General features: G+C 30.4%; 14 protein-coding genes, 1 other RNA gene and 3 pseudogenes. 7 read left to right on the top strand and 11 right to left on the bottom strand.

What is annotated here, in order from left to right; all coding sequences use genetic code 11:
* Positions 1–9: 9 nt before the first annotated feature.
* The 5 genes and pseudogenes from SR63_RS08610 to ffs form a co-directional block, all read right to left on the bottom strand.
* Positions 10–546: pseudogene (locus SR63_RS08610) on the bottom strand (anion permease).
* Positions 547–556: 10 nt separating this feature from the next.
* Positions 557–772 carry an anion permease gene (locus SR63_RS02220; RefSeq protein ID WP_002868356.1) on the bottom strand — a complete coding sequence of 72 codons (216 nt, stop codon included), beginning with the start codon at positions 770–772 and terminating at the stop codon, positions 557–559.
* A pseudogene (locus SR63_RS02215) lies at positions 715–1,060 on the bottom strand (anion permease). Before SR63_RS02215 ends, SR63_RS02220 begins: the two are co-directional and overlap by 58 nt.
* A 222-nt stretch (positions 1,061–1,282) precedes the next feature.
* Positions 1,283–1,432, bottom strand: a complete 150-nt coding sequence (locus SR63_RS02210) for an anion permease (RefSeq protein WP_002866621.1) — start codon at positions 1,430–1,432, stop codon at positions 1,283–1,285.
* A gap of 222 nt (positions 1,433–1,654) precedes the next feature.
* Positions 1,655–1,752: signal recognition particle sRNA small type (ffs, locus tag SR63_RS02205), an RNA gene on the bottom strand.
* 182 nt (positions 1,753–1,934) lie between these two features.
* On the opposite strand from ffs, the gene SR63_RS02200 reads away from it, so the two are divergent.
* Both SR63_RS02200 and SR63_RS02195 read left to right on the top strand, forming a co-directional pair.
* Entirely contained in the window at positions 1,935–2,699 is a 765-nt protein-coding gene (locus SR63_RS02200; protein ID WP_002866622.1) for a hemerythrin family protein, read from the top strand.
* The gene (locus SR63_RS02195) at positions 2,656–4,527 is read left to right on the top strand and encodes a flagellar assembly protein A (protein WP_147498343.1); all 1,872 of its coding nucleotides are present in this window, start codon (positions 2,656–2,658) and stop codon (positions 4,525–4,527) included. Before SR63_RS02200 ends, SR63_RS02195 begins: the two co-directional genes overlap by 44 nt.
* Positions 4,528–4,530: 3 nt before the next feature.
* On the opposite strand, the gene SR63_RS02190 is transcribed toward SR63_RS02195, so the two are convergent.
* The 4 genes from SR63_RS02190 to SR63_RS02175 are packed head-to-tail and all read right to left on the bottom strand — an operon-like array spanning position 4,531 to position 9,271.
* Positions 4,531–6,168, bottom strand: coding sequence for a flagellar hook protein FlgE (locus SR63_RS02190; protein ID WP_002866624.1), 1,638 nt, complete (start codon positions 6,166–6,168; stop codon positions 4,531–4,533).
* 3 nt (positions 6,169–6,171) lie between these two features.
* On the bottom strand, positions 6,172–7,056 hold the full coding sequence (locus SR63_RS02185) for a flagellar basal body rod modification protein (protein ID WP_147498342.1): 885 nt from the start codon (positions 7,054–7,056) through the stop codon (positions 6,172–6,174).
* A 53-nt stretch (positions 7,057–7,109) separates the two neighbouring features.
* On the bottom strand, positions 7,110–8,930 hold the full coding sequence (locus SR63_RS02180; protein ID WP_072238625.1) for a flagellar hook-length control protein FliK: 1,821 nt from the start codon (positions 8,928–8,930) through the stop codon (positions 7,110–7,112).
* A gap of 17 nt (positions 8,931–8,947) precedes the next feature.
* Complete coding sequence (locus tag SR63_RS02175; RefSeq protein ID WP_002824650.1) at positions 8,948–9,271, bottom strand: hypothetical protein; 324 nt, start codon at positions 9,269–9,271, stop codon at positions 8,948–8,950.
* A 134-nt stretch (positions 9,272–9,405) separates the two neighbouring features.
* Between SR63_RS02175 and typA the strand changes: the two genes are divergently transcribed.
* The 3 genes and pseudogenes from typA (at position 9,406) to SR63_RS02160 (ending at position 13,082) form a co-directional block, all read left to right on the top strand.
* Positions 9,406–11,214 (top strand): translational GTPase TypA, encoded by a 1,809-nt coding sequence (gene typA / locus SR63_RS02170; protein WP_002799607.1) that lies wholly within the window; start codon positions 9,406–9,408, stop codon positions 11,212–11,214.
* Complete coding sequence (locus SR63_RS02165) at positions 11,214–11,861, top strand: hypothetical protein (protein ID WP_002866317.1); 648 nt, start codon at positions 11,214–11,216, stop codon at positions 11,859–11,861. Before typA ends, SR63_RS02165 begins: the two co-directional genes overlap by 1 nt.
* A gap of 177 nt (positions 11,862–12,038) precedes the next feature.
* Positions 12,039–13,082 (top strand): annotated as a pseudogene (locus SR63_RS02160) (c-type cytochrome).
* 23 nt (positions 13,083–13,105) lie between these two features.
* Here the strand turns inward: SR63_RS02160 and SR63_RS02155 are convergent.
* On the bottom strand, positions 13,106–14,455 hold the full coding sequence (locus tag SR63_RS02155) for a DUF2130 domain-containing protein (protein ID WP_002868975.1): 1,350 nt from the start codon (positions 14,453–14,455) through the stop codon (positions 13,106–13,108).
* A 102-nt stretch (positions 14,456–14,557) separates the two neighbouring features.
* Here SR63_RS02155 and SR63_RS02150 point away from each other — a divergent pair, with 102 nt between their 5' ends.
* Positions 14,558–15,769, top strand: a complete 1,212-nt coding sequence (locus SR63_RS02150) for a multidrug effflux MFS transporter (protein ID WP_009881539.1) — start codon at positions 14,558–14,560, stop codon at positions 15,767–15,769.
* Complete coding sequence (locus SR63_RS02145) at positions 15,756–16,457, top strand: SIMPL domain-containing protein (RefSeq protein ID WP_002868973.1); 702 nt, start codon at positions 15,756–15,758, stop codon at positions 16,455–16,457. Before SR63_RS02150 ends, SR63_RS02145 begins: the two co-directional genes overlap by 14 nt.
* Before the next feature lie 28 nt (positions 16,458–16,485).
* On the opposite strand, the gene SR63_RS02140 is transcribed toward SR63_RS02145, so the two are convergent.
* Positions 16,486–18,027, bottom strand: coding sequence for a pentapeptide repeat-containing protein (locus SR63_RS02140; protein WP_009881536.1), 1,542 nt, complete (start codon positions 18,025–18,027; stop codon positions 16,486–16,488).
* Between the last annotated feature and the right edge of the window lie 29 nt (positions 18,028–18,056).

Here is an 18,056-nt window from a genome sequence, read left to right as displayed (position 1 = left end):
TAGAAATTATTAATAAAATCCTAAAATTTTCCACCAAAAAAGCCCAACAGCTATCATCACTACTATATCAACTATGGAAATCACAAAACCTATACTCCACCATTTTTTAAGAGTTACATAGCCCGTTCCAAAAATAACAGGAGCTGTTCCTGTTGCATAGTGAGTTAATGCCATCATAACATTACCTGAAGCTATCATAATAAAAGCATAAAGAAGTGGTGGTGCTCCTAAGGCAAGCCCTGCACTATAAAAAACAAAAAACATTGCTGATATATGAGCTGTAATGGAAGCAAAGAAATAGTGTGTATATAAAAAAGCAAGGCTTAAAAATATCATAATAGAAATTTCCCCAAGTCCCATAGCAGAAGCAAATTCACCTTAAGCTTCAGCTAAAAACTGTGTAACGCCAAGTTTGCCAAGTAAAGTTGCCATCATTACAAGAGCTGAAAACCATACTAAAGTATTCCAAGCAGCTTTTTCGGCCAAAACTTCCCCAAAAGTTAAAACTCCACTAATCAACACCAAAGACAACCCAAGCAAAGCCACACTAGTCGCATCAAGAGAAATTCCAAAAAAACAAGCCCAAAGCTCCAGCCCATAAAAGTAAAAGCGAGACAAAAACACTGAGCATGATTTTTTCACTATTTTTCATTTTTACAAGTTCTTTTAATTTATCTTTAGCAAAAGTAGAAGCATTAGGCGTGGATTTAATTTCTAGCGGAGAGAGAAAATAAAGCACCAAAGGATTTGGAGCTGTAGCTGTAATAAACATAGCTGATGAAATAGGATTGGCTCTTGATAATTTACCAAAGAAAGATAAGTGCCTATTTTATTTTGTGTTCCATCTTCAGGAGTGGATTTAAAACTTCTTGCAATAACTTGAACTATAGAATTTATGATAGCCCCTGCTCTTGCAGTATTTGAAGGAGTAACTGGAGCTAAAATAGTTTCACAAAAAGCTATAGAATAAGCAATACCTAAGGTTTTTTTTACCAAGAATACTGATAAAATGATAAGCCAAATGCTCTCCAAGTCCTGTTTTAATAACTCCACGAGCCACAATAATAGAATAACTATAAGCTAAATAAGAGAATTTGAAAAACCACTTAAAGCGTCTTTTATACCCGTTTTAGATTTTAAATTTGATATAGCAGTATTTACCTTTTCATCTTATACTCTTTTGATATAAAAAATCAAGTACTGAAGCATTTAAAGGAAATTTTAGTCTCATCAATAAGTTGTTGCGTAGAAGTTTTCGAAGTAGCTTTGGTGTAAATTTTACTTAGATTTTCAATTGGGTAGTGGTAATGCCACTAAGAGCTACTATGGCAATAGCTATCATACAAACAGCCCCCAAAGGCATTACTTGTAAAATCACTGCCATAATCACAGCAATAAAAAGCCCAAGAAAATGCCAAGAATTATTTTCCAAACCTACAAGGAGTAGGTATAGGCCAAAACACAGCTGCAATTAAAATACGCAGCACCAACAAGGGAATTTTCTTTCTATCCATTGTTTATCCTTTGATATTGGTAATGAAATTCTAGTTAACTAATATTTTAATAAATCTTAAAATTATAATTTTTAAATAAATTTTTAATTTATAAAAAAGCTAGCCTAATTGAAAAATGGGAATTTTAAAATGAATAAAACCCTTCCCCAGATAACTGCGGCACACACTAAAATCAAGTGCTCTGCTGTGTTCCCACCCTGAAGCGGTGCTTAAAAATAGCATTGCACAGGTCTAAGAAAAGGCTCTAAAATTATATCACAATATACTTAAAAAGCCTTGAGAATTATAAAACTAAAAAAATAATATATAAATAATAAATTGGTTAAAATTTTATACATTTTTTAAAATTTATTTATAAAAACTATTATTTTATTCTCTAAAAATACGATATAAAAATAATTTATATCGCAAGGAAAAAATATGAAAGTTAAATGGAGTAGAGATTTTAGCATTAAAAATATGCAATTGGACAAACAACATGAACTAATTTTTGAAATTACCAATCTTGCAAATGATTTAGCTCTCAAAATTCAAGAAAACAATACACAGTATAAAGATGATCTAAAACAAATTCTTGCAAAACTATTTCAATACATCAAAATTCATTTTAAAGATGAAGAAAAATTTATGGAAAGCATTGATTTTCCTTTGATTGAAGAACATAAAAAATCTCATCAAATATTAGTAGAAAAAACTAAAGAGCTTTTAGAGCATTCAGATAATATTGTAAAAATGTCTCAAGAACTTTCCATATTAACCAAAGATTGGATTTTAGATCATTTTGCTAATGAAGATTTATGGATAGCTAATTTTACAAAAAAAACCCTACACCTTCAAGAAATCCATTATACCTTGGAACAATACATAAAACTAAAATCAATCAAACAAGACCTAAGAGCTGAAAAAACTCATGATTATATTTGCAATTGTTCTTTGCGTATCCATGCAGTTCCACAGACTATACATCAAGAGCTTGTTAGCAAAGAAAATACCTTAAAGTGCGAAAAATGTGGGCAAATTTTAGTTCATTTGGATTATTTTGATTTGAATCAAAATTTCGAAAAATTCAATGCTATTTTTGAAGATGCACTACAAAATCACCATTTCACGACTCAAAAAAATGATATGGGGGGGGGGATAGATGAATTTTCAAGTAAAAACCTTAGAAACTTTCAATCCTTTTGAAAGTTTAAATCATGAACAAGCAAACACAGAACAAATTCTTGATTTTAGAGTTATAGATTTTAAACTTCTGTGTTCTAGTGTAAAACCAGCAAAAACAAAAACTTATGAAAGAAAGGATTTTGACTTATTTTATGCAGATGATTTTTTTGTAAAAAACTACAATACCATAGTGCAAAAATTTCTTATAGAAATTTACCCAAAAACCCAAAGTTTTCCTTTTACAGTCAAACTTAGATCCAACTCCAACCTAACCCATCTAAAAGCCAGTATCAACCTTACAGAAAATTTTAAATATTATCCTAATTTAAAATTTGATATTTTACAAAATATCTACAAAATAATGATCAAACAAAAATTTTTAATCTTAAGACTTGATAAAAATTTATTTGACAAGATTGATGATTTTATCTTATCAATACAAAAAAGTCCATCTATTAAAGAAATAGAGCTTGAAATTGCCAAAGGTGTAGATAAGATTGAACATAAAAGTGATGAAATTATTTATCATAGAGATGTTAACGAAGAATGTTTTGACGAAAATATTAACTATGATGAAGGAAACTACTGTAAACCTATTGAAAAAAATGAGCTACTTTTTGAATACATTTATAGAATTCTTGGAAAAGAAGGACGAAATTTAAGAGGAGAGATACTTCATTTAAATCCAATAGCCTTTCTTGATAATCCTTTTATCATAAAAGATGAAAGCATTTACACAGAAGAATTAGAAGATAGAATTAAATATTTTAGCGCCAATTATGGATTTTTAAACAAAGATCATGCAGGATATTGTATCGCAAATAATTTAAAATTATCACAAATAGGGCTTAAAACAACCGGTTCAATCAAAACAAATATCGATGAAAATATAAACTTAGAAATCACTAATTTTGATATAAGTGATGATGCTATTAAATCAGGTATTGTAAATGTTCAAGCTTCAAATATAAAAGTAAATGGGAATGTTGGAGCAACAAAACTTTATGGAAAAAATATCAGTATCAAAGGCTTAACTCATGCAAAAAGCGAAATTTTTGCACAAGATATTTTTATTACAACACACAAAGGAACTTTGCAAGCTGACACTGTATATATAAAAAATTTAGAAAATGGGACAATTATAGCTAAAAATGTATTTGTTAAAAACTGCATGGGTGGAAAAATAGAAGCAGAAAATATTTATATTTGCAATTTACTAACGGATAATACTTTATATCCAAGAAAAAATCTAATCATAACAAACAATATAAAATTTAAAAACAATATCGTAGTTTCACCACTAGTTTCTATTGAAAACAACTCAGATACAGAATGCGAAAATCTTAAAAATCTAAGCCTTAAAATAAAAAGTAAGCTTGATGACACCATAAGCAAAATGCAAAATTACTATGATTATCTAATCAAAAATCAAATCAAAATCATCAAACTTCAAAAGACTAAAAATCCTAACGCCATAGAAATGAAATTTTCAAATCTTTATCACGATATCATAAAAAAATACAATCATCTTAGCATTTCGTATAAAAAATTTATAAAATTAAAATATCAAATTGATGCGAAATTAAATTTCTTAAATGAAATGGTTTACAATGTAAAAATATACATAAAAGCCGAAAATATCGGAGAAGATAATTTTTTAAAATTTTATCCTAACACAAACACCAACCTTGAACTAAAACATCATATAAATTTAAAAGACTATGAAAAGGTTTTATATCTTGAAAAAGGACAGCAAGTAAGTTATATTAAATCAAGCCATAATTATAGCGAAAGCGACATAGAAGAAATTAAAATTATTTTTGAAAAATTAGAAAAAGATAATTCCTAAGAATTATCTTTTCATATTAATGGCTTTTTGTATCATCTGATCACTTGTAGTGATACTTTTTGAGCTTGCATCAAAGGCTTTTTGAGTTACGATAAGGTTTGAAAGCTCTGCGCTTAAATCAACATTTGATTGTTCTAAGAATCCGCCTTTAAATTTAGCTGTATTAACAACTTGACCATCTTTCATAATAAAACTTGCATCACCGCTATTTGCCGTTGCTGCAAAAATATTATCTCCCATAGCAACTAATCCTTGCTCATTGATAAAATTATATAAAGCAAGCTTTCCAACTATGGCATTTTTACCATTGCTAAATTGCGCAACAATACTTCCATCATCGGATATATTATATTGTTCAAAAAACCCTTCAGCTACACCATCTTGTTGTGTAACTACATTTTTTTCGACGCCTTCTTTAATATAAATCCCACTATAACCCGAACCAGGCTTGTTAGCATCATAAGGAGAACCTAAATCAATATTAATTGTTCCACCATTTGGATTTGCAATGCTTGTAATATTGTTTTGAAGCAAAGCACCATTTTTATCAAAAACCATATTTCCTTCAGTCGGATTGCCTACGGCATTGCCATTAGAATCATAAATTTGTGCAATAGCTTTATATTGTATATTATCGCCTTCTTGCGGTAAAACTCTTTCAAGTGTAACCCTTAAAGTGCTTTTACTTCCATCTGCATTATAAATAGGGGATTCTAAAATATCTTTATTGGCTTTTTGTTGCTCTGTTGAAATTTGAGCTGTATCAAGCTTGATGCTATTTTCATCCAATCCTTTTAAATCAAGCTCGTTACTTTTAAAATTTAGATTTTCATCTAAAGTCGCTTCAAAGCTTGTTTTTACGCCATTATCATCAGTGAAATTTAAAATAATCCTATCACCCGCTTTAGCACTAAACACATCTTCTTTGCTAACACTACCACTAACTACATATTTTCCATCTTCAGTTTTTGTAATGTTAAATTTACTAGGATCAAGATCTACTTTAACTACTTCTGTTGTTGTGTTAGTATTTAAACTTCCACTCCATTTTACATTTTGAGTTACTTGAGGAGGTAAATACATATTCACAGGTACTTTAATAGCCCCTTGAGAAGCGGTTGTGCCTATACTGAAAGAATTATTTGAATTTACAGTAAAACCATTATTTACCGGAGTTCCTGTGTTAAGATAATCCCCCATAAGCCCAGCAACTCTATCGCTATAGTTAATACCAGTAAAAGCAGGATTCATTGTTCCTAAAACAAAATTTCCATAAGAATCTACCAAATATCCATTGGCATCTCTTCTAAATGATCCATTTCTAGTATAGTAAGCATTGCCATCAGCCCCTAAAACCCCAAAAAATCCTTTTCCTTGCAAAGCCACATCAAATTCGCCATCACTTGCAACAGGAGAACCCTGTTCGAAAACAACTTGAGAAGATGCTGCACCGCTACCATAACCACCTTGAGCAGGGTTGGTTGATTGGGTTGTTATGGTAGTATAAAAAATATCTTTAAATTGAGCATCAGAGTATTTAAAGCCCGTGGTATTGACATTTGCTATGTTATTAGCAGTGATATCAATACCAAAGCTATTGCTTTTTACTCCAGAAATCCCATTATAAAATGAATTCATCATGGCTTATGCCTTTTCCTCTTTGTCGCCATCTTCTGTAGATCCAGACCCAGAAGAATCTCCATCGCTTGAACCACCACTTGAGTCTCCACTTGAACCGCTTCCTCCAGTAGATGAAGATGAACCAAGCTTATAATCTGTTATTTCTTGTATTGCATCAAAAGGAACTTCTTGTCCAGCCATTTTTGCATAGGCAACACCATCTTTAAAAACAACACCTTCGATAGGATAAGTTCCGTAATTTGCAGTGATTTTTTCACCATTTTTATTATTATAAACCATTTTAACAGTGTACTCACCATCACCTGCATAAACCCCATCGTTATTTCTTCCTGGCCACTCCATAGTAAATAAACCTTGAGAAATAGATTTAGCATCGCTTTTTTCACTGAAAACAAGTTTATTATTGCTATCATAAATTTCTAGCGTAACACCGTTTTCATCAGAATCTTCAGGCAAATACATTTTAAGAGCGATAAGCTCATCTGCACCTGTAAGTTTGATTTTATTATCTGAAACAGTTGCCATTTTACCAATAGCCCCTAAAGCTGAAGTACTCATACTTGTACTAAAAGAATCAGAAAGCTTTTGCATAGTTTCAACCATTTTTTGCATAGTTGTATTGGTATTTTGCTGCATTTCAAGTGCGCTAAGCTGCGAAGTTTGAGTAAGCATTTTATCGCTATCCATAGGATCTGTTGGATCTTGATGTTGAAGCTCTATCAAAAGAAGTTTTAAAAACGCATCCTTATCTAAGGTAGCGTTTGGATTGCTCACTATTCCTGAGCTACTGCTTGAATCTGTTCTAGTTGTTCCACTAATACTTCCTGAAGAAGTAGTACCTGAAGTTGTAGCAGCAGTATTTAAATTCCAATCCGATGATGATATCATTATAAACTCCTTTTTATTTAGTTTTTTATTATTTAAGCAATAAGTGTTCCAACTTAGAAATACTTCGCTAAAACAAGCTCTAGATTGACTTTTTCACTTTCATTTTTTCCATCTAAAGCATCTTTAAAACCATATCCACTACGATTTTTTCCTTGATTTTGATTTTGCTCTCTTTTGCCTTGATCACTAAAATTCATTTCAAGTCCAGTAAATCCCATATTTACAAGAGAATTTTTAAACTCGGCTTGATTTTGGATAAACAAATTCATTGCATTGGCATTGGAGTTGAAATTGATATGAAGGTTATTACCTCTTTGTATCAAAGTTACCTCCACTTCTCCAAGATTATTAGGATTTAGAGTGATACTAAGTTTAGTAATAGGCGCTTTGTATTGATCCACAGCCTCTTTTAAATCTTGTGAAAAATACTGCAAAGTTTCTTTAGGAGTGATATTGCGAGCATTGTTTTGTGTTACTTTATTTAAATCTTTAACTAAAGAATTTAACTCATCTAAGCTATTTTTATCTACATTTTCACTGTGCGTTTTTGTTTGCTCTTGAGTAAAAGTTTCTTTATTAGTAGTATTATTATTAAAATTTGCATTATTCTCTTTGTTTTGAACTACTTGAGTTTTATTTAAATTTTCAAAATTTAATTTTTGATCAAAGAAATTTTGTTTTATATCTTTATTTTCTTTGTTGTTGTTTTTAGGCTCTTTATTTAGATTAAAATCTTTTTGTGTTAAATTGGAAACTAAATTCTGAGTATCTTTGACAATTTCTTTATTTAAATTTTTATCAAGATTTAAATTTTGATCATTGTTCTTTAAATTTTTATTTTGATCTTGTATATTTTCTTGATTTAAATTGTTTTTTTCTTGATTTTTATTTAACTCTTTATTAAAATCTTTGTTTAAGTCTTTGCTTTCTTTATTTAAATCTTTAAGATTGTTATCTTTATTTAAACTATCTTGGTTTTTTTTATCTTTTATATTTAACTCTTCTGTTAAATTTTTTGCAAACTCATCATTTTTGATATTTTTTAAAGTATTTTTAGTATCTGTGGTATCTTCTTCTATTTTTGATTTAACTTTATCGTTTTTTTCGTGTTTGCTTTCTTTGGATGAAAGTATGGAATCTAAATTTTTTAAAGTTTGAGAAAGCAAAGAACCGCTATCTTTAGAATTTGTTTTTTGCGTAGAATGAGTGCTTGTAGTATGAGTTGTATTTTCTAAATTGTGATTTAAATTTTTACTCACATTGGAAATTTTATTATTGATGATTTCTTTAAAAACATTATCCACAGCACCCTTAAAAAAATCAGCCTTATCTAAATTTGGAAAAGTTGCTTTAAGATCAAGAAGACGATCTACTTTAATATTTTTTACATTTAAGCCCAGATCTTTAGCTATGTCCAAAAGCTCACTAAGATTTGATGCACCTTTTAAAGCATTAAAATTAGCCTCTGTTTTAATAAGACTTGAAAGTTGAGTAGAAAGATTTGCTAGTTTAACATCTGCTGTATCTGTTTTTAGCTTATCCAACAAAGAAAGAATTTGCATAAAAGAAGCAGATTCGAAAATGCTTATCTTATCACTCTCATCAAAAGCTCCTTTTTGAAGTCTGTTCATCGCTTCACTAACAACTTCTTTTTGACTGATCTTCATATGATCAGGTAAAAATTCATTGGTTTCATCAATAGAATTAAGCAAAGAATTTAAAAAACTTTCCGTATCATCTTGAGTTGAATTTTTACTATCGCTACTTTCATGTTCTTTATTTTTACTCGTTTTACTAAAGGAACTACTAGTATTAGAAGTTTTACTCGGCGTAAGATTTAAAACATCATTTTGCGGAGCTAAATTTGACATCACTTTTCCTTCAAAAAAAATTATTTTAAAAATTTATCTACCATTACATTAGGAAATTTTTCTTTCAAATAAGAATCTTCATATACTTTAATCATCTTATCTTCATTTAAAGCAATTAAAATATTTAAAAGCTCTTCTAAATTTTTAGCATTTAAAATTTTTTCTAAATTTTCTTCATTTTCTAAAATTTCTGTAAGCTCACTTGAAATTCTTGCCATTTTTTCATTTTTATCTGATCTAAAAGTTTCTAAAAGTTCTAAAACTTGAAGTAAAACTTCATTTTTTCTCTCAGCTAAATCGCTTTTAAATTCAATAAAAATCTCTTCATTTAATGGTTTTGACATTTTAACTTCCTTTTTAAAATTTTAATTTCACAAGTCTTTAAAGCAAGAAGTGTTCCAAGTTTTGATGCTTTGTAGTTTAAGTTAAATTTTTGTATAATCTAAGCTTTTAAAAATTTAGCTTTGGAGAAGAAAATTTGGAAAACATTAGAAATATAGCAGTTATAGCTCACGTTGACCATGGTAAAACCACTATGGTAGATGAATTGTTAAAACAATCAGGCACCTTTAGCGAAAGAGAACAAATTTCAGAACGCGTTATGGATAGCAACGATATAGAAAAAGAACGCGGTATTACCATACTTTCAAAAAACACAGCGATCAATTACAAAGGTACAAAAATCAACATCATAGATACTCCAGGGCATGCTGATTTTGGCGGAGAAGTAGAACGCGTTTTAAAAATGATTGATGGAGTTTTGCTTTTAGTGGATGCTCAAGAAGGCGTTATGCCGCAAACTAAATTCGTGGTTAAAAAAGCTTTATCTTTAGGGCTTAAACCTATAGTTGTAATCAACAAAATCGACAAACCAGCTGCTGATCCTGAAAGAGTGATCAATGAAATTTTTGATCTTTTTGTAGCCCTAGATGCAAACGATGAGCAACTTGACTTTGCTATAGTTTATGCTGCAGCAAAAAATGGTTATGCTAAGCTTGATCTAAACGATGAAAGTGATAATATGGAACCACTTTTTAAAACCATACTTGAACGCGTTCCAGCGCCAAGTGGTACAAATGACAATCCTTTACAACTTCAAGTTTTCACTTTAGGGTATGATAATTTCGTAGGTAAAATAGGCATTGCTAGAATTTTCAATGGGGTTGTTAAGAAAAATCAAAGCGTAATGCTTGCAAAAGCTGATGGCACCAAAGTAAATGGTAGAATTTCAAAACTCATTGGTTTTATGGGCTTAGAAAAAATGGATATTGAAGAAGCAGGAAGTGGAGATATTGTAGCTATAGCAGGTTTTGAAGCTTTAGATGTTGGCGATAGCGTTGTAGATCCAAACAATCCTATGCCACTTGATCCTTTACACATTGAAGAGCCGACTTTAAGCATAGTATTTTCTGTAAATGATGGACCATTAGCAGGAACTGAAGGAAAACATGTAACTTCAAATAAAATCGCTGAACGCTTAGAAGCTGAAATGAAAACTAATATTGCTATGAAATACGAAAGCACAGGCGAAGGTAAATTTAAAGTAAGCGGTAGGGGCGAACTTCAAATCACTATTTTAGCTGAAAATATGCGTCGTGAAGGTTTTGAGTTTTGCATGGGAAGACCTGAAGTTATCGTAAAAGTTGAAGATGGAGTTAAAACAGAACCTTTTGAACATTTAGTTATCGATGTGCCTGAAGAATTTAGCGGTGCGGTAATAGAAAAACTTGGCAAAAGAAAAGCTGAAATGAAAACCATGGCACCAACGGGCGATGGACAAACAAGGCTTGAGTTTGAAATTCCAGCACGCGGACTTATAGGTTTTAGAAGTCAGTTTTTAACTGATACCAAAGGCGAAGGCGTGATGAATCATAGCTTTTTAGAATTCCGTCCTTTTAGCGGTGCGGTTGAAAAGCGTAATAATGGAGCGTTAATTTCTATGGAAAATGGCGTGGCTTTAGGGTATTCTTTGTTTAACCTTCAAGAGCGTGGAGTACTTTTCATAGAGCCTCAAACTAAAGTTTATACCGGTATGATTATAGGTGAGCACTCTCGTCCAAATGATTTAGATGTTAATCCTATCAAAGGAAAGAATCTTACCAATGTAAGAGCAAGTGGAAGCGATGATGCAATCAAACTTGTGCCACCTAGAAAATTAAGTCTTGAAAGAGCTTTAGAGTGGATAGAAGAAGATGAACTTGTAGAAGTTACACCTGTAAATGTGCGTGTTCGCAAACGCTATCTTGACCCAACTCAAAGAAAAAGAATGGAAAAAGCAAAATCTTAATGGATTTAAAAAGCTTAGAAAATAATAGACTTTATATACTTAAACGCTTAGGAATCTTAAAATTCCTAAGCATTATCGAAGCCTTACTTGTAGGTTTTTTAGCCTTTGTTTTTATAAGAGATGCCTTAATCGCAGTAATTTTAGCTGTTTTTGTAGGTGTTTTTTTCTTTCGTTTTACAGCTAAAAAACTAAAACTCGCACAAAAAGAATTACAAATTAATGCTTTAAATTTATTTTTGCGTCGTTTTGGGGCAAAATTTAAAAAGCAAAGTTTAAGCCAAAAAGACTTTTTAAAATTAGGACTTACAAAGGATTTGAAAGAATTTAAAAGTCAAAACTGCTTTGAATTTAAGGATTTTAAAATTTATGATATTCAGTTTTTGGACGAAAATAAACGCTTTTTTTGCGGAATTTTGCTCGAAATTTTAAGTGCAAACAAAAATCCTAGCTTTGAAAATGAAGAGCAAATTTATATCAAACTTCAAGATAAAAATTTCACTTTAAATCATGTTTTTTCTAAAGAAAATCATTATCTTATTGCTACTTTAAGCAATCCTTTCTTTATAGATATAAAAAAAGATTTAGAAAGCAATTTCAAAGATTTAGAAGAAAATCTAAATTCTATAAAAAATAAATTATTTAAATAATTAATATAAAGTTAATATCATAAAATTTTAATAAATATTAATTATATACTTTAAAGATATATTACTTTTAGTAACACTTTAAAATTTAATTTTATTTAAATTATTCTTATTATGCTTAATATTTAAGAAAAAATACATTAAAATCAATTTGAACTGCAAATAAAAAGGAGGAAAATCATGAAAAAACACATTTTATTGCTTGGCTTATGTCTTAGTTTGAGTCTTAGTGCTAAAAGCGTGAGTGATTACAAAGTAGGAGAAGAATTAAGCGACAAGGAAGGAGTAGAGTATTTTAAGGAGCTTTCCAAAAGACCTGTGCAAGAATGACCAAATAAAAATTTAAGCATCAATGATGTTCCAAAAGGCAAGCAAGGGGATTTAATCCGTTATGGCATAGAGCTTTTAAGCAAGACAGAAAGTACTCTAGGACCCTATAGCAAGCTAAAAAAGACAAGCAACGAAGTAAACTGTATTTCCTGTCACATGGACAATGACGGCAATGGTTTACCAGGGACAAAAAAATATGTTATTCCATTTTTAAATGTCCTAAACAATTATCCAAGACTTGATATAGAAACGATGAAAATCATCTCTGTTGAAGATAGAATTCGCGGAATGGGTGGAACTGACTCTCATAGATTTCCTAATGATTCTAAAGAAATGAAAGCAATTTTAGCTTATTTTAAATGGCTAAAAGAAGCTTATGGCATCAAAGACGGCGTAAAGCTTGAAGGAGATTTTTTCGCTAAGATGAATTTTCCAAATCGCCCAGCTGACCCTGTGCGTGGAAAAAAACTCTTTGAAGAAAATTGCGTTGCTTGCCATGGCGAAAGAGGACTTGGGGTAAAAAATGATAATTACGAACAAGGTAGCGGACATTTATATCCATCTTTACTTATCTATCCTGATGGTGGACACATGGCTATGATACCATTTTTAGCAAGATTTTTAAAATCAGCCATGCCTTTTGGTGCGAGTGCGGATAATCCTATATTAAGCGATGAAGATGTACTAGATATAGCAGCTTATGTCAATACAGGTTTTGTAAGAATGCCTATAACCACTACAGAAAATCGTGCAGGACTTGATACAGCTTATAGCAAATCCCCATCATTAAAACCTGAGTATTTTGCCTCACCGCAACAAAATTTAGACCCTAAAGAATACATAAAAGTAAAATACGGACCTTGGAAAAATCCAAATCACTTCCCAGGAGAATGATTAATTTTGGGCTAAGCCCAAAATTAATCCTCATCTTTTGCTAAATTTTCAAGACTTTTAATCCCTTCTTCGCCTATCAAATTTCCACCTTGTAAATCACTAAATATCGCATTTAAAGAACTCACTATGGCAGTGGAATTAAAACTTAGATTTTCTATAGCTCTTTCTCTTTTTTTCCATATATTTTGCAAAGCCCTTTTTTCAGCTTCTAACTCTTCTTTCATATTTTGGTAAGTTTTGAGTATAAAAGTGATTTGCGTGTTAAATTCCTTAGAATTTAAGTATTCGTATAAAATGTGATTTTTTTCATCTTTGTTTTGCAAGGCATTTTTGAGTTTATAAGCGTTTATAATGCTTTCTCTAAGCACTGCTAAAACACCTTTGAATTCATTAAAAGTACAGATCAAAATTCCTTCTTTAAAATGCGTTTTTTCTTTATCTTTTGGCATAGTCTTTGTGATCAAAACCGCTATATCACTTTTTGCGGCTATGCTGTCTAGCTTAAGCTTATCAAGCCATTCTTTATTAAATTCTTTAGTGCGTTTGCTCTCATATAAAATACTTCCGCAAATATTTCCAAAATTATCCTTTACTATATGCAGACAATCCGCTCCATTTACGCCTTTTGGCACTTCTTTTACTTCATCGCTTAAATACTCACTTTGTATGTATTCTTCTATGAGTAGTTCGGCTGCTTCGCCTTGGAGTTGCTGTGAGCCTTGTTCTATCCTGCGTTGTGCGTCTTCTAGCTTTTGAGCTACACTTTTAAAATTCGTTTCTAGTTCTTTGTATTTAAGATCTTGCTCTTGAGTACTTTTTTGAAATTCAAGACGCATTTTTTCTCTTTCAAATTCCAAATTTTTGCTTTCTTGTTCTTTAAATTCTTTAAAAGCCTCTTCTTTGGCTTGAAATTTCAATCTTTCTTCATTTTCTTTTTGCTCTCTTTTTAGCCTTTCATTTTCAGCCTTTATGCTTAAAAACTCGCTAAGTTCTTTGCTTTTTTTCTCGAGTTCTTCTTGCATGATTTTCATTTCATTTTCATGCTCTTTGTTAAATTTCTCGCTGAATTCTTTTTGGAAATTTTGCTTTTGCGCGAGAAGTTCTTGTTCAAATTTTTGCTTTTCTAAAAGAAGCTTTTGGCTTACTTGCTCGTTTATGAGTTTTTCTTGTTCTATCTTTTGAGTTTTTAAATCATTTAAAGCTTTGGTATATTCAGCTCTTTTAGCATTTACCTCATCATCAAATTCTTTTTTTTGTTTTAGCATTTCTTGCTTAGCTTTATCTAAAATTTGAGCATATAAAGCAGTGCTGATATCGATAAAACTTCCACAACTTGGGCATTTGATTTGTTCATTTTGGTTTAAATTTTGCATAAAATTTCCTTAGAATTTTTCTCTAAATTTAACATAGAAAAACAAAGATTATTCTAAGATTGACTTGTTAAAATCATTCTTTTAGAATAATTAGGATTACAAATGCAAAAACACACCAAAATTCACGGCTTTGCTAAATTTAAACTCATCGTTATCCTTGCTTTGATGTCAAGCATAGCACCACTTTCTACAGATATGTATCTACCTGCACTTTCTCATGTGGAGCAAAGTTTTCAAACTAATTCTTTTTTAACCCAACTTAGTATTGCAAGTTTTTTTATCGCTTTTGCCTTAGGACAGCTTATATATGGGCCTTTAAGTGATATTTTTGGGCGTAAAATTCCAGCTTTGGTAGGGATATTTTTCTTCATCGTTTCGAGTTTGTTTTGTGTGATTATCGATGATATTTATGCTTTTATCGCTTTGAGATTTTTTGAAGCACTTGGGGGTTGTGCAGGTGTGGTTATCGCAAGGGCTATTGTCAATGACTTATTTGAGATCAAAGAAGCTGCAGGGATTTTTGCTTTGATGATGGTTTTTAGTTCTCTTGCTCCTATGCTTTCACCAACTTTTGGGGGATTTTTGTTAGAGTATTTTTCATGGCATAGTATTTTTGCGACTTTGTTTGCTTTGGGAATTTTACTTTTTTTGATGATACTTTTTGGTTTAAAAGAGTCCGCACCTCATCTTAAAAACAAAAAATTTTCCCATCATGAAGCGATGAAAAGCTACAAATTTGTTTTAAGCGATAAACGCTTTTTGGTTTATATACTATGTGCTTCTTTTGCTTTGGCGGCGATGTTTGCTTATATCACAGGATCAAGCTTTGTTTTTACGCAGTTTTTTGGCTTGAGTGAGCAAAAATTTGCTTTGCTTTTTGGGGCAAATGCTTTAGGTTTTGTCATCTGTGCAAATATCAATGCGAGATTGGTTTTAAAATACGAAAGCGAAAAAATTTTGGCAAAAGCTTTGATGATAATGTTTATATCGACCGTGATTTTACTTGTAAATGCCTTTTTTCATCCAAATTTCTTGCTTTTTGAACTTAGCATTTTTACAAGTATCGCTATGCTTGGTTTCATCGCACCTAATACCACGACTTTAGCCATGGCAAGGTTTAAAGAACATAGCGGAACTGCTTCTGCGGTGCTTGGAACGGTGCAATTTGGTTTTGCAGGGCTTATTTCTTTTGTGGTTGGGGCTATTAACGCAAATACGCCGATAATCCTTGCTTTTGTAATGTGTGCTTGCGTATTGGTTGCAAATATGATATATTTTCTAATCAAAATAAAGGAAAAAAATGAAAACAAATAATATCTTTATGGCTTTAGCCATAGTTTTAGCAAGTTTGATTCTAGCTTTTGGATTTAACAAGGCTTTAAGTGATTTTAAAACTCTTGAAAGAAGTGTAAGTGTAAAGGGTTTAAGCCAAAAAGAAGTCGAAGCAGATACTTTGATACTTCCTATAAAATTCACAAGATCAAACAATAATCTTACAAATTTATACGAAGAACTAGAACAAGATAAAGAAAATATCATCAAATTTTTAAAAGAACAAGGCGTAAAAGAAGATGAGATCAGCTACAACTCGCCAAATATCATAGATCGTTTAAGCGATCCTTATGGCAACGACACTCAAGCTACATACCGATACATAGGCACTGCGAATTTACTCATCTACACGCAAAATGTAAAGCTTGGAAAAAGCATACTAGAAAACATTTCAAGTCTTGCAAAATTTGGCATAGTAACGAAAATCGATAATTATGACATAGAATACCTTTACACCAAGCTAAATGATATAAAACCTCAAATGATAGAAGAAGCAACGCTCAATGCTAGAAATGCAGCGATAAAATTCGCACAAGATTCAAACAGCCATCTAGGCAAGATAAAAAAGGCTTCTCAAGGGCAATTTAGCATCAGCAACAGGGATAAAAATACCCCTTACATCAAAACCATAAGAGTGGTTTCTACTATAGAATACTACTTAAAAGATTGATGATAAAATTCAAGCTAAGCTTTAAGGCTTAGCTTGGCACTATGGAATTTTTTCGTGCGGTTTTTTGGAGTGAGAAAAGAACCAAAGCTAAAAGTATGGTATATAGTATGTTTAGCACTATTAAGCTTGGATAATTAAAAAATTTATCAGATTCGTTTGCGATTTTTCCTATTAAAGGGTGAATTACATTAGGTTGTTTTATGAGCATTATAATAAATACTATATATGAAAAGATAAGCACCACATATCTACCAAAAAACAAAGATTTGGTATAAACTAAACAAATATATAAACTAACAAACAAAGTATTTATAAGTAATGAATATCCAAAGTCTTTACCTAAATTTAAAAAAAATCCAAATAATGAAAATAACCCATAAAAAACACAAGGGATAAAGGATGCGAACAATAAGCTTTTAATCAAATTCAAAAAATCACCAATGATATATATAAAATTTATGTTTTGTTTTTTTGAAACATTGTTTTTCTTTTCATATGAATCTAATTTACAAACAAAAAAACCACATCCAAAAACTACAAAAATAGTGCTTATGATATCAAAATAAAGCCTAAATTTATCAAAAAATCCAAATAAAGTTAAAATCGCTCTTGTATCTTCTAGTTTATCATCGTGAAGCCAAGTAAAACCAAAAACAAACAAAGCATACAAAGCAATTAATAATATAAGATTATTAAAAACCTTTAAAAAGTCTGTATGATGATCACAAAGCTTTCTATAAAATCCTAAAAGTAAAAAATCCATAAAATCCCGAATTCTCGAAACATTTTTTTCTAAATCTGTCGTATTTTTTACATTCTCACCTTTTTTATCCCAATTTTGTTTTAGCTCTATCTCTTTACAATAAAGCTCGTATTTATGAAAATTTGAAGCATCTAAGGCATTGTTATCTTTTATCAAAGCACTTTTAAAAGTCCTAAAAGAATCTCTAAAATCATTTGCAAATTTATCTAAGGATTTTTGATCTTCTTCTTTTTTATTTTTATTAAACTCTTCATATTCTTGTTCAATTTTTTCTTCTAAATTAGAAAAAGTAAAATTTAATTTTGTATTAACTATATTTAAATTTTCATTGAAAATTGCTTGTGAAAAATCTAAACCTTTAAAAGTAGAATTATAAAAAGTTACATTTTTTTCAAAATGGCTTTTTTTGAAACTAGCATAATTATAAAAATTTCTTTCAAAATTAGACGAATTACAAAATGTATTTGCCTCAAAATAAAAATTTTTATTAAAACGACAATAAGCTATAACCACATTGCTTTTAAATTTGATATTATATGAAATAACATTTTCTTCAAAAGTACAACCATAGATATAAACTGGATTTTCTATCTCGAAAAAACCAGGAGCTTCGTTTATTTCACATAAAAATTTGCAATTGAAAAATGATAATTTATACTCATTAAATAATTTAAAACTAAAATTCTTTATAACAGCACCATTGATTTGTATGGATTGTAATCTAGCATTATGGGCAACACATTTATTGTCTATTTTTAAATAATTAGCTAGTTCTAAAATCTTGTCATTGATTTGTGTATTTGTCATTTTTAACCTTTTATTTTTTTTATTACATC

Source organism: Campylobacter sp. 2014D-0259, assembly GCF_008000505.1.
Taxonomy (GTDB): Bacteria; Campylobacterota; Campylobacteria; order Campylobacterales; family Campylobacteraceae; genus Campylobacter_D; species Campylobacter_D jejuni.
Note: the sequence above shows the minus strand (reverse complement) of the source record. Positions and strands in the feature narration are given on the sequence as shown.

Excerpts from the sequence above, each read along its gene's own strand:
- SR63_RS02175 (WP_002824650.1), bottom strand. The coding sequence starts at position 9,271 with ATGTCAAAACCATTAAATGAAGAGATTTTTATTGAATTTAAAAGCGAT.
- SR63_RS02185 (WP_147498342.1), bottom strand. The coding sequence starts at position 7,056 with ATGATATCATCATCGGATTGGAATTTAAATACTGCTGCTACAACTTCA.
- SR63_RS02155 (WP_002868975.1), bottom strand. The coding sequence starts at position 14,455 with ATGCAAAATTTAAACCAAAATGAACAAATCAAATGCCCAAGTTGTGGA.
- SR63_RS02165 (WP_002866317.1), top strand. The coding sequence starts at position 11,214 with ATGGATTTAAAAAGCTTAGAAAATAATAGACTTTATATACTTAAACGC.
- SR63_RS02200 (WP_002866622.1), top strand. The coding sequence starts at position 1,935 with ATGAAAGTTAAATGGAGTAGAGATTTTAGCATTAAAAATATGCAATTG.
- SR63_RS02145 (WP_002868973.1), top strand. The coding sequence starts at position 15,756 with ATGAAAACAAATAATATCTTTATGGCTTTAGCCATAGTTTTAGCAAGT.
- SR63_RS02150 (WP_009881539.1), top strand. The coding sequence starts at position 14,558 with ATGCAAAAACACACCAAAATTCACGGCTTTGCTAAATTTAAACTCATC.
- SR63_RS02220 (WP_002868356.1), bottom strand. The coding sequence starts at position 772 with ATGTTTATTACAGCTACAGCTCCAAATCCTTTGGTGCTTTATTTTCTC.
- SR63_RS02190 (WP_002866624.1), bottom strand. The coding sequence starts at position 6,168 with ATGATGAATTCATTTTATAATGGGATTTCTGGAGTAAAAAGCAATAGC.
- SR63_RS02140 (WP_009881536.1), bottom strand. The coding sequence starts at position 18,027 with ATGACAAATACACAAATCAATGACAAGATTTTAGAACTAGCTAATTAT.
- SR63_RS02195 (WP_147498343.1), top strand. The coding sequence starts at position 2,656 with ATGAATTTTCAAGTAAAAACCTTAGAAACTTTCAATCCTTTTGAAAGT.